Source organism: Serratia sp. P2ACOL2 (assembly GCF_003691565.1).
In the GTDB taxonomy this organism is placed as follows: Bacteria; Pseudomonadota; Gammaproteobacteria; order Enterobacterales; family Enterobacteriaceae; genus Serratia; species Serratia liquefaciens.
The window spans coordinates 1-11,856 of the sequence record NZ_CP033162.1 but is presented as its reverse complement, the minus strand read 5'-3'; the positions used below and the strand labels follow the sequence as shown (position 1 = coordinate 11,856).

General features: G+C 57.1%; 5 protein-coding genes and 7 pseudogenes. 6 read left to right on the top strand and 6 right to left on the bottom strand.

From position 1 onward, the window contains the following. Positions 1-4 precede the first annotated feature (4 nt). Complete coding sequence (tusA, locus tag EBA31_RS00065) at positions 5-256, bottom strand: sulfurtransferase TusA (protein ID WP_020824793.1); 252 nt, start codon at positions 254-256, stop codon at positions 5-7. A 220-nt stretch (positions 257-476) separates the two neighbouring features. On the opposite strand from tusA, the gene EBA31_RS00060 reads away from it, so the two are divergent. The 3 genes from EBA31_RS00060 to EBA31_RS00050 all read left to right on the top strand — a co-directional run bounded on the left by EBA31_RS00060 (position 477) and on the right by EBA31_RS00050 (position 2,261). Next, the gene (locus tag EBA31_RS00060; RefSeq protein WP_020824792.1) at positions 477-1,142 is read left to right on the top strand and encodes a 7-cyano-7-deazaguanine/7-aminomethyl-7-deazaguanine transporter; all 666 of its coding nucleotides are present in this window, start codon (positions 477-479) and stop codon (positions 1,140-1,142) included. A 40-nt stretch (positions 1,143-1,182) separates the two neighbouring features. Continuing rightward, a complete protein-coding gene (locus EBA31_RS00055; RefSeq protein ID WP_122076526.1) occupies positions 1,183-1,617 on the top strand; it encodes a GNAT family N-acetyltransferase in 435 nt (144 codons plus the stop codon). Positions 1,618-1,697: 80 nt separating this feature from the next. Beyond that, on the top strand, positions 1,698-2,261 hold the full coding sequence (locus tag EBA31_RS00050; protein WP_048762234.1) for a DcrB family lipoprotein: 564 nt from the start codon (positions 1,698-1,700) through the stop codon (positions 2,259-2,261). Positions 2,262-2,307: 46 nt separating this feature from the next. Here EBA31_RS00050 and glpC read toward each other — a convergent pair. The 3 pseudogenes from glpC to glpA all read right to left on the bottom strand — a co-directional run bounded on the left by glpC (position 2,308) and on the right by glpA (position 6,401). Continuing rightward, positions 2,308-3,506 (bottom strand): annotated as a pseudogene (gene glpC / locus EBA31_RS00045) (anaerobic glycerol-3-phosphate dehydrogenase subunit GlpC). Then, positions 3,503-4,771: pseudogene (gene glpB, locus EBA31_RS00040) on the bottom strand (glycerol-3-phosphate dehydrogenase subunit GlpB). The pseudogenes glpC and glpB overlap by 4 nt, the downstream one beginning before the upstream one ends. 181 nt (positions 4,772-4,952) lie before the next feature. After that, a pseudogene (gene glpA / locus EBA31_RS00035) lies at positions 4,953-6,401 on the bottom strand (anaerobic glycerol-3-phosphate dehydrogenase subunit A). 363 nt (positions 6,402-6,764) lie between these two features. Here glpA and glpT point away from each other — a divergent pair. Both glpT and glpQ read left to right on the top strand, forming a co-directional pair. After that, a pseudogene (gene glpT / locus EBA31_RS00025) lies at positions 6,765-8,119 on the top strand (glycerol-3-phosphate transporter). An 83-nt stretch (positions 8,120-8,202) separates the two neighbouring features. Continuing rightward, positions 8,203-9,282: pseudogene (gene glpQ, locus EBA31_RS00020) on the top strand (glycerophosphodiester phosphodiesterase). 35 nt (positions 9,283-9,317) lie between these two features. On the opposite strand, the gene yigL reads toward glpQ, so the two are convergent. Together yigL and pldB are read right to left on the bottom strand one after the other, a co-directional pair. Next, positions 9,318-10,118: a sugar/pyridoxal phosphate phosphatase YigL gene (gene yigL, locus EBA31_RS00015; RefSeq protein ID WP_020824784.1), complete on the bottom strand. Its 801-nt coding sequence runs from the start codon at positions 10,116-10,118 to the stop codon at positions 9,318-9,320. Positions 10,119-10,129: 11 nt separating this feature from the next. Further along, a pseudogene (gene pldB / locus EBA31_RS00010) lies at positions 10,130-11,163 on the bottom strand (lysophospholipase L2). Positions 11,164-11,296: 133 nt separating this feature from the next. Between pldB and rhtB the strand changes: the two are divergent. Further along, positions 11,297-11,856: pseudogene (rhtB, locus tag EBA31_RS00005) on the top strand (homoserine/homoserine lactone efflux protein); the annotation flags it as partial.

Sequence of the window (11,856 nt, the reverse complement as noted above, 5' to 3'; positions counted from 1 at the left end):
GCGATTAGCGCTCAACACCTTTACGCAATAAATAGCGGTAAGGCGTTTTTTCAGTTTCCTGCGCCACCAGCGTGTGCTCCATAAAACGGCAAAAACCCGGAATATCGCGGGTGGTGGCCGGATCGTCAGCAATAATCAGCAGGGTTTCACCGTTATCCATATGGCGCACGGTTTTACGCACCATCATTACCGGTTCCGGACAGCGCAGCCCCAGCGCATCAAGCGTCTGGTCGGCCTGGGCAAACAAGTCAGTCATGCAATTTTTCTCGGTCAAAAGCGATCGGCGTACGCTCGCCGCATCTCATTAGCGCCTAGTTTACGCCGGTAGTTTTTCTGTGCAAGATGCGTTAACGTTTGCGTTAAATTTAACCATTGCATTGGTTGCGCAAACGCGTATCATGCGGCCGCGCAGCTTTTTTCGCTGCATAGACAAGACATTCTGGGTTCCCTCACCCCACTGCTAAAAAGGCTACAACATGTATTCGTTTACCGCTCGACAGCGCCTTACCGCGTTGGTCTGGCTATCGCTGTTCCATATTGTCATCATTACCTCCAGTAACTACCTGGTGCAGTTGCCGATGTCCATTTTCGGTTTCCATACCACCTGGGGCGCGTTTACCTTCCCATTTATCTTTCTGGCAACCGACTTGACGGTGCGTATTTTTGGCGCCCCACTGGCGAGACGCATCATTCTTTCGGTGATGGTGCCGGCCCTGTTTATCTCGTACGTCATCTCCACCGTCACCTATCAGGGGGAATGGCAGGGGTTTGCCGCACTGGGTAGCTTTAACCTGTTTGTCGCACGTATCGCCGTCGCCAGCTTTATGGCTTACGTGCTCGGTCAGATCCTCGACGTACACGTTTTCAACCGGTTACGCCAGCGCAGCGCCTGGTGGGTGGCCCCTGCCGCGGCCATGTTCCTCGGCAATATCAGCGACACGCTGTCGTTCTTCTTTATTGCATTCTACAAGAGCAGCGACGCCTTTATGGCCAACAACTGGGTCGAGATTGCACTGGTCGATTACAGCTTCAAAGTGCTGATCTGCATGCTGTTCTTCCTGCCAATGTACGGCGTGCTGCTGAATATGCTGCTCAAACGCATTGCCGCTCGCCAGGGCGACAGCAGCCTGCAACCGAGCTGACCCGTGTTATCATTGGCGGCCTACCCATCCGGAGGCCGCCATGACCGTCACCACCCGCCACGCCACCCTCGAAGAAATTCATCGTCTGTATCAGCAAATCCCCGAATTCGGCAATCTGCACAACCTCAACGATCTGCAACAGCGCATCGGCTCACTCCCAATGGCCGCACTGATCGCCGAAGTCGACGGCCAGGCTGCCGGTTTCAAGCTCGGTTATCAGCAACAAGACAGGGTGTTTTACAGCTGGTTGGGTGCCGTATTGCCGGCTTATCGCCGTCATGGTGTGGCAATGGCGCTATTGGCCGAGCAGGAAAACTGGGCACGGGCGCAGGGTTATCACCAGTTGAGGGTGAAAACCCGTAATCAGTTCCGTGCGATGCTGATGATGCTCATCAACAATCACTATCAGATTGTTCAACTGGAAAAGAAAGGCGAAGTGGCTGATTATCGGCTATTACTTGAGAAAACCTTGTGACAACATCTGCCTTGCATTTCACCCTGGAATAGGTTGCGATACGGCAGTGAAACCCTACCTGAAAGGAAGAAGGAAGCCCAATGCGTAAAGTAGCAAAATTGATGGGTATCAGCCTGTTAGTGCTTGGCCTCGCGGCCTGCGACGGCGAAACCAAAGACACCAAAGCGCCGGCGGGCGATGCCGCAGCCAGCGCACCGGCCGGGCAACAGGTAAGCTTGCTGGAGGGTAAGCTGGCGTTCACCCTGCCGGTCGGTATGGCGGACCAAAGCGGCAAGCTGGGTAATCAGGCGAACAACATGCACGTTTACGCCGACAGCACCGGCCAACGCGCAGTGATCGTGATCCTCGGCGACAAAACCGCCGACAGTCTGGAAACCCTGAGCAAGCGTCTGGAAGATACCCAGCGCGCGCGTGATGCGAACCTGCAGGTGGTCACCAACAAAGCCATCGACGTAAACGGCGTGCCGCTGCGTCAGTTGGACAGCATCATTACCAGCGGCGGCGAGAAGGCCTACTCCTCCATCCTGATTGGCACGCTGGATAACAACATGCTGACCATTCAGGTGACGCTGCCAGCGGATAACCAGCAGCAGGCGCAAAGTGAAGCCGAAGGCATCATCAAAACGCTGAAACTGAACAAGTAAACTTTTACTGACTCAGCCTATAGGGCGCAGTTCACACTGCTGCGCCCTACGCCAGGGCCTGTGCCAACAGGGTAATCGGGTGTTCGCAGCGCTTGCTGGTCGACATCTCGATTTGCCATTTACAGGTTTCGCAGTCCGTCACCACCAAATCGACCCCACTCTCCTCAATCTGGCGAAACAGCGATGCGCCAATCCCTTGCGAAGTCGCATAGTTCTCGGATTTAAATCCGTAGGTGCCGGCAATGCCGCAACACTGCGAATCCAATACCACCAGCTCCAGCCCCGGTATCTGCCGCAATAATTCCAGCGTATAGGCCGTCCAGCCCATTTTCTCCATGTGACAGGGCGTATGGTAGGCCACCCGCAACGGCGTGCGCTTCAGCGGCAGGCTGCGCCCCTGATTGAGCAGGCGGTACAGATAGCGCGTCGCCAGCTCCACCCGTTCACGCACCGCCGAGGTATCCACCTCCAGCAAATGCGGGTATTCGTCACGCAGCGTAAAGTACAGCTCGATGATGTGGCCACAACAGGGATGCCGCGCTCCAACACCGCCTCATGCAGCGATTCGGCATTCACCTTGGCCTGTTTCTTGGCCTGGGCGATAAAGCCGTTGGCAATCAGCGGCACACCGCAGCATTTTTCGCGCTTAAGCAGCTGCACGCCGATATCCATCGCATTGAAGACTTTGATCAGATCCTTACCCAGCTGTGGATGGTTGTAATTGACGAAGCAGCCGTGGAAAAAAGCCACCTGCTCGGCGTAACGCTGTTGGGCCTGCGCTTGCTGGCGGTACCAGCGGCGGAAGGTGCCGAACGAGTATTTGGGCAGTTCGCGACGGTGATCAATTTTCAACGCCTTGTCCAGCAGAGCGCGCACCGGCTTTAACCCGGTGGCAGCGTTGACGATCGGCGCAAACGGCGTCGACAGTGAGCCCATTATATCGGTATGACTGAGGATGGCGTCGCGCAGCGTCGGCTTGCTCTGGGCAAAGTCGGCACGCGCCCGCTGAATGATATCGCCAATTTTGACGTCGGACGGGCAGGCCACCTCACAGCGTTTGCAGTTGGTGCAATACTTCAGCGCTTCATCGTACAGCGCCGGATCTTTTAACCGTAGGCGTTCGCCGTCCGGCCCAGCCTGCTTGGGCCCGGGATAAAGCGGATTGACCTTGGCCACCGGGCAATAGGTGGTGCAGACGGTGCACTTGATGCAGTTCTCAAAACTGTTGTCTTTGTGCAGGCTCATGGTTGCTCCTCCTGTGCCGCAATCTGTTGCGCGACATGCAATGCTCCCACCAACGAAACACCTGCACCGCAGCCCTGCTGCAGCGGATCGTAGCCGCCGGTCACCGCCCCTATGGCATACAGGTTACTCAAAGGCTCTCCCTGCCTTAGGGCACGCAGCTGGTTATCGGTGCGTACCCCAAACTGCAAATAGGGTTGCGGAGCAAACAGCTCGCGACAACTCCAGTCTGCACGCTCCGCCTTACTGTCGACATCCAGTCCAAATACCGGTTCACGTATGCCGTCGAAGTCCGCCACCAGCCCATTACTGAAAAAACTGCCGCTGGCCAGCACCACCTGCTGCGCCACCAACGGAATGTCGGTGTGGTTACGGGTATAAACACCGGTGACTCGCCCGGCTTCAATATCCGCCCGCAGCACGCTGTCCCCCGGCATAAAACGCCGCCCAATTGCTGTAATCGCGAACGCAGCGCCTGGTGCAACCTCATCCCGAGCACTGAAGGCGGCAGCGTCGGCAGCAGGCGAATCGGTTTGCCGACCGCCGCCTGCAGCGCCGCCAATGGCGCGTCATCCTCCAGCCCCAGACAGGCCGGCAAGAATATCGCCTCGGCGTCCGCAGCCAACCGCCGAAGCTCGTCCGCCATTGGCGTCAGGTTTTCCGGCAGATCCAGTACCCTGGCGATATTTACCGCTCGGAACTCACTGGGGTTATTGCGCAGCCGGTCCAGCGCCGGCAAGTGCATATCCGCCACCTCAGCCCGAACGCCCAGGGACTGCGTCAGGGAACTGGCGGCCAACTGTGGCTGAAAATCCAAAAAGCCTTCAATGCCGATCACCGCAATGTGCCGCCACGGCAGTTCACCGCCTAACGGCGTAACGGGGATAGCCTGCGGGCTGAGCCAGGTCGCCCGGCGCGTGCCAGCGGCGTGATGCGCAGATGATTGCGTTCGCTGTCACCCTGCAGAGCAAGCCCACAGCGCTGCAATAGTGAAGCGGCTTCACCCGACAGCGCCGCCACCCGCTCGGCACCGATCAACGCATAGGGATGCCGGGGTGCCTGTGTTACCAGTGCGGACAGCGCCGCCAATGGCTCTGTCACCGGGGTGCCGTCGGGCAGTTGCGCCAGCAGATCAAGCGAGCCGGATGAAAAATAGAGTGCACTCTGGCCAGAACTGACCACCGCACAGCGCTTGCCCTGTTCCGCCAGGCGGATGGCGCAGGCCATACCCGCAGGCCACCGCCAATCACCACTACGTCAAATCGCATCATCGGCCTCCTGTTCCCCCCGGGCATCGAGCCCGCACAATCCCTGGTAAACCCCAACTGGTAAATTCACTTTCGCGCAGCGCATCGCCCCAGGCGATAGGCCGGACGCCTTTCCAACGCTCGTTGAGGAAATGCGATAGCTGGTCGATCGACTGCTGCGGGGTGGTGACGTTAAAGCGTGTCAGCAGCCCGCGGCACGGCAGGCGCAAAGCTCCCCCTGGCAGGTGCCCATGCCAACGCGGGTACGGCGACGCAAATCGACCAGGTTATTGACGGTGAGAGAGTTAACCGCATAACGCACCTCGCCGGCGGTCACCGCTTCGCATTCGCACACCAGGCTGTTGTCCAACCGATCCCCCGCCGGTACGCGGTTTGCACGGTCGCCGTGGCGATAAACCGCCGAACCACGAATACTGGCAGGCAAAGACACCACGCTACGCACCGTTTCTTCCGCCGACTGACGAGAACCCGGCAACGCCTCCTGTGCGGTAGTGCAGGGGCTGTCTACCCGAAGCTTTTCGCACACTTTATCGGTCGCCCACTGCGCCATCAGCCGGTAGGTCATCAGCTTGCCGCCGGTGATGGTGATAAAGCCTTCCAGGCCGTCGCGGCTGGCATGATCGAGCAGCACGATGCCACGGCTGACGTTGCGACCGCTAGGGTCGTCGTCACTGGCTACCAAAGGCCGAACGCCGGCATAAGCACGCAGAATTCGGGTTTGCGCCAATTCAGGTGCCAGCAGCGCGCCCTCGCGGATTAAAATGTCCACTTCCTGCGGGGTCACCAGCATGTTGTCGATCTGGTCATAATCAATGTGGGTGGAGGTGGTGCCAATCAGCGAGATGGTGTCGCCCGGCACCAGAATGTCGGCGTCCGCCGGCTTGCGGCAGCGGTTGATCACCATGTTGTTGATGCGATGACCCAGGATCAGCAGAGCGCCCTTGGCCGGGAACATGCGAATTCGCAGATCGGCATATTCTGCAATCTGCTGACCCCAGATACGGCGGCGTTGACCACCACTTCGGCGTGAATATCGTAACGGCGCGACGATTGATGGTCGAAAACACGCCACTCCGGTAACGCGATCGCCCGTGCGTAATAAACCGACCACCTGGTGATAAGTGAGGATCTGCGCGCCGTGCTCACGGGCATCGAGCATATTGGCGGCGGTCAAACGGAAAGGATCGACAGTGCCGTCCGGCACGCGCACGGCACCGATGAGCGCCGGATTAGCCGCCGGCTCCAGCCGCAACGCCAACTGCGGATCAATAGCTTCAGCGTTGATACCGGCGCTGTGGCAGGAGACAATAAACTGCTGTTGGTAAGCCAGCGAATCCTGCGGCAGGGTGATAACAGCCCGTCGGTTCGCTCAATACAGTGATGCGCAATGCGTTTGAGGATACGGTTCTTCTATGCATTCGCGCGCCGATTCGCCGTCGGTTACCGCATAACGCGCACCGCTGTGCAGCAGGCCGTGGTTGCGCCCGGTCGCGCCGGTGGCGATATCATGACGCTCCAGCAGTATGCAACGCAGGCCGCGGCGTGCGCAGTCACGAGCAATGCCCGCGCCGGTCGCGCCGCCGCCAATGATGATCACATCCGTTTCGTTTTCTGCTGAATGGCTGCTCATGACGCTCCCTCTGGATCCGTGGTTATTGCCCTATTGGGCCACAGTCATTGGGGTCTTTGTTTGATAAGGAACAATAACGAACTTAAAACGAAAGTAAAATGTCCACAAAAAACACGAATGTGATCACAATCACGATTTTTAGGCGTTTTTCTATTTCATAACGTTAACGAATCGCTCAAAATCCGCCGGTGTTTCATAAAAGTGTAACATTTGCGCCATTCATCACAGCGACACCAGGCGGTTTTGACTAGGATGACGCTCGTTATGGAACAAAAAACACCACATTCGATATCCGCTCAATCATCAAATGAACGTAAAAGATCATATTGATGTGATAACTAGATAAAGCCATCGGAGGCGCTCATGTTGAGTATTTTTAAGCCGGCAGCACACATTTCACGTGTGCCGGTCGACAAAGTCGACCCGCTGTACCGTAAATTGCGCTGGCAAATATTTATGGGGATTTTCTTCGGTTATGCCGCCTACTACCTGGTGCGCAAGAACTTCACCCTGGCCATGCCTTACCTGATTGACCAGGGCTTCAGCCGCGGTGACCTCGGTTTCGCGCTGTCCGGTATTTCCATCGCCTACGGTTTCTCCAAATTTATCATGGGGTCGGTTTCTGACCGCTCCAACCCTCGCGTGTTCCTGCCCGCCGGCCTGATTTTGGCTGCTGCGGTCATGCTGTTCATGGGCTTCGTTCCATGGGCGACATCGAGCATCGCGGTCATGTTCGTGCTGCTGTTCCTGTGCGGTTGGTTCCAGGGCATGGGCTGGCCGCCTTGTGGCCGTACCATGGTGCACTGGTGGTCGCAGAAAGAGCGTGGCGGTATCGTTTCGGTCTGGAACTGCGCCCATAACGTGGGTGGCGGCCTGCCACCGCTGCTGTTCTTGCTGGGTATGGCCTGGTTCAACGACTGGCACGCGGCGCTGTACATGCCGGCCTTCGGTGCCATTCTGGTAGCCCTGATCGCCTTTGCCCTGATGCGCGACACCCGCAATCCTGCGGCCTGCCGCCGATTGAAGAATACAAAAACGATTATCCGGACGACTACACCGACAAAGCGGAAGAAGAGCTGACGGCCAAGCAGATCTTCATGCAGTACATCCTGCCGAACAAACTGCTGTGGTACATCGCCGTAGCCAACGTGTTCGTTTATCTGCTGCGTTACGGCATTCTGGACTGGTCACCGACCTACCTGAAAGAAGTGAAACACTTCGCGCTGGACAAGTCTTCATGGGCTTACTTCCTGTACGAGTATGCCGGTATTCCGGGCACCCTGCTGTGCGGCTGGATGTCGGACAAGGTGTTCAAGGGTAACCGCGGCGCTACCGGCGTGTTCTTCATGACGCTGGTGACCATTGCCACCGTCGTTTACTGGCTGAACCCGGTCGGTAATCCTGGCATCGATATGGCCTGTATGATCACCATCGGCTTCCTGATTTACGGCCCGGTCATGCTGATCGGCCTGCACGCACTGGAACTGGCACCGAAGAAAGCCGCCGGCACCGCCGCAGGCTTCACCGGTCTGTTCGGTTACCTGGGCGGCTCTGTTGCAGCCAGCGCCATCGTCGGCTACACCGTTGACTACTTCGGTTGGGACGGCGGCTTTATGGTGATGATTGGCGGTAGCATCGGCGCGGTAGTGCTGCTGTTGCTGACCATGATGAGCGAGAAAAAACACCACGCGGAAATCGCTGCCAACAAACGCGGTTAAGCGTCATACAACTTTCGCATTATTTAAAGGCCGCCTTGCGGCCTTTTTAATACCCCTGCACCTACAACATGGAGAACAACAATATGCGGACTCAAGTCAAAGCCCTGCTGGCAGGGATTATCCTGGCCACCTCAATGGTCAGCGCCGCACAAGCCGCCGACAAGGTGGTAATCGCCCACCGTGGCGCCAGCGGTTATCTGCCGGAACACACGCTGCCGGCGAAGGCCATGGCCTACGCGCAGGGCGCGGATTTCCTCGAACAAGATCTGGTGATGACCAAGGACAACGAGCTGGTGGTGTTGCATGACCACTACCTCGATCGCGTCACCGACGTAGCAGAGCGTTTCCCGGACCGCGCGCGCAAAGACGGCCGTTATTACGCCATCGACTTTACGCTGCCTGAAATCAAGTCGCTGAAGTTCACCGAAGGTTTTGAGATCGAAAATGGCAAGAAGGTACAGGGTTACCCGGGTCGTTTCCCGATGGGTAAATCCGACTTCCGCGTCCATACCTTCCAGGAAGAGATCGAATTTGTGCAGGGTTTGAATCATTCAACCGGCAAAAACATCGGTATTTACCCGGAAATCAAAGCGCCGTGGTTCCATAAGCAGGAAGGGAAAGACATTTCCAGCAAGGTGCTGGCGGTTCTGAAACAGTACGGCTACACCGGCAAGGGCGATAACGTTTATCTGCAATGCTTCGATGCCAACGAGCTGAAGCGGATTAAAACCGAGCTGGAACCGAAAATGGGCATGGATCTGAAGCTGATCCAATTGATCGCCTATAACAAGTGGCAGGAAACCTACGAGCAGAAAGCCGACGGCAAATGGGTGGAATACGACTATGACTGGATGTTCAAACCGGGCGCGATGAAGCAAATCGCCCAGTATGCCGACGGCATCGGACCGGACTACCACATGCTGGTGGTGGCGGAAAAATCCAAGCCGGGCAAGGTAGTGCTGACCGACATGGTGAAATAAGCGCATGCCAACAAGTTGGCGGTGCACCCATTCACCATCCGCGCCGACGCGCTGCCAGACTACGTGACCGACGTGAATCAGCTGTATGACGTGATTTACAACCAGGCGGGCGTGGACGGCGTGTTCACCGACTTCCCTGACAAGGGCGTGCAATTCCTGCAAAAGCAGGGCCAGCACAAGTAATACCAATCAGGGCGCCGCAAGGCGCCCTGTTCATATCAACCCAGGAACATTTTCCGCAGGTAATGTGGCACCGCGTCGTCGACGTTTGAGCCAATGACTTCCAGCTCAGGCAGTTTATCTTTCAGCCGCTGATGCGCGTCGCGCATGATGCAGCCTTTACCGGCCATCGACAGCATTTCCAGATCGTTCATGCCGTCGCCGAAGGCGATGCACTCTTTCAACGTATAACCGATGATCTTGGCCACTTCTTCCAGCGCATGCCCTTTTGACACGCCACCCGCCATCACTTCCAGACAGGTTGGGAACGAGAAGCTGACGTTAACCCGATCGCCCCAGCGTGCATTGATGGCATCTTCCAGCGGCAGCAGCTTTTCGTGATCGTCGCAGGTGAAGTACACCTTGCACACGCCGTCGGTTTCCAACAGGCCCGGTTCGAACAACTGGTACTGGAAAATGGATTCCTGGAAAAACTCTTTCTGTTCAGGGCTTTCGCGGTTGATGTACCAGTCGTCGTTGCGGTAGACGTTGGTGGTGATATCGGCATCGTTATGCAGCATGCCGTAAAGGTCGCGGGCAATGTCTTCGGCCAGGTTATGGCTGAAAATCAGCTCACCGTCGGTGTTGTGCACGCGAGCGCCGTTGGACGTGATCATAAAGGCGCTGATGTCGAGGTTATCGCGGATCTGCGCAACGTCGATATGGTGACGCCCGGTAGCGAAGACGAAATGTACCCCACGCTGGGTCAGCAGCTTCAAGGTCTCTTTGGCGTACGGGGACAAGGTGTGGTCAGGTGACAGCAGCGTGCCATCTAAATCGGAAGCGACGACGTGATACATAGCGGTATGTTCTAACCTCTGATGGAGTGGTCGGCGGTAGGGGTACCACCTAAGTGTTGAGCAAAGAAACGCAGGATTGCGTTCAGTGCTTCGGCGCGCATCGCGTCCCGCTCAAACAGGATCTCATGCCGTGCGCCTTCGATAACCTGCGGTTTTTCCCCTTCGCAAGGGTGCCCCGCTTCTGACAATGCCTGACAAAAAGCCTGGTGAGAGCGATTGTCGACCACCCGATCCTCCCCGGCCTGCAATAACAATAGCGGCGTAGTGATGTTAGCCGCCTGAGCGATGATATCCCGACCGGCCTGGAGACTTTCTCGCACCCAATGGTAAGTGGGCCCCCCCACCTGCAGCTCGGGATAGTCGGCGTAATAGCGCAAGCAGCGCCGATAACGTTCACGACTGTGGGTCAACACGTTGACCACGTACGGCAGTGGCCGCCACTGGCCGGTGCCTATCGCATAGTACTCACGCACCTTCTGGTGCTTCTCCGCCCAGTCAAGAATGCGATTGGCCATCCAACCCGGCATCGGTAAATAAATGCCGAACATTGGCGCACAAAACGCGGCGGCGTCAAAGGCCTGCGGCTGACGTACCAGAAATTGCGCCAGGATCGCGCCCCCCATTGAGTGCGCCAGCGCAAAGCGTTGCCGGTAACCGCGTGGCTTCACTTCCTGCTGATAAAACTGGGTGAAATCGTCGACGTAATCGCTGAAGTTTATCACATGACCACGGTGCGTATCCGCCAGCAAACGGCCGGAACGGCCTTGCCCACGGTGATCTAAAATCATCACATCATAGCCACACTGGAACAGATCGTAGGCCCTCAGGATATTTAACGTAACTTTCGATGCGGCCGGGGCTTACCACACCACCCGCTGATGACGCGCAGAACAGAATCGTACAAAGCGGATGGGTACGCCGCCAACGCCGATGAACTCGCCTCCTCACGCAGCCGCCAAAAGTCCAGCAGCGGGCCGGTGGCGAAAGCAGCAAACTGCGTTTCACGCGTTAACCAGTCATCGGTGCTGAGAGTAAACGACGTCATCAAATGCTTTTCCCTGAGCCGCCAGCGATAAAAATGTGACCGCTGGCACAAGAAATAACTAGCGTATTGTGATTCAATTCCTACAAAAACCGAATCATTTTGGCACAAATTGGCGCTTTCAGGGAGCACTGCAATGACTTTGGACTGGTGGCTAACCTACCTGCTGACAACCCTTATCCTCAGCCTGTCACCCGGCTCTGGAGCGATCAACACCATGAGCACCGGCATCAGCCACGGTTACCGTGGGGCAGCAGCCTCGATCGCCGGGCTGCAGGTCGGGCTGAGCCTGCATATCCTGCTGGTGGGCATTGGCCTGGGGGCGCTGATCTCGCAGTCGCTGATGGCTTTTGAATTGCTGAAATGGCTGGGTGCCGCTTATCTGGTGTGGCTCGGTATTCAGCAGTGGCGCGCCGCCGGTTCGCTGGACTTGCATACGCTGGCGGGTACCCTGCCGCGCCGCCGTCTGTTTCGCCGTGCCGTGCTGGTAAATCTGACCAACCCGAAAAGCATCGTTTTTCTGGCCGCGCTGTTTCCGCAGTTTATTTTGCCCAATCAACCCCAGGCGAGCAGTATGTAGTGCTTGGCGTCACCACGGTGGTAGTGGATATCATCGTGATGATTGGCTACGCCACTTTGGCGACCCGTATTGCCGGTTGGCTGAAGACCCACGCCAGATGCAACTGCTGAACCGCA

Bases quoted from the DNA above. Each gene is read 5' to 3' on its own strand.
- tusA (WP_020824793.1), bottom strand. From the start codon at position 256: ATGACTGACTTGTTTGCCCAGGCCGACCAGACGCTTGATGCGCTGGGG.
- EBA31_RS00060 (WP_020824792.1), top strand. From the start codon at position 477: ATGTATTCGTTTACCGCTCGACAGCGCCTTACCGCGTTGGTCTGGCTA.
- EBA31_RS00055 (WP_122076526.1), top strand. From the start codon at position 1,183: ATGACCGTCACCACCCGCCACGCCACCCTCGAAGAAATTCATCGTCTG.
- EBA31_RS00050 (WP_048762234.1), top strand. From the start codon at position 1,698: ATGCGTAAAGTAGCAAAATTGATGGGTATCAGCCTGTTAGTGCTTGGC.
- yigL (WP_020824784.1), bottom strand. From the start codon at position 10,118: ATGTATCACGTCGTCGCTTCCGATTTAGATGGCACGCTGCTGTCACCT.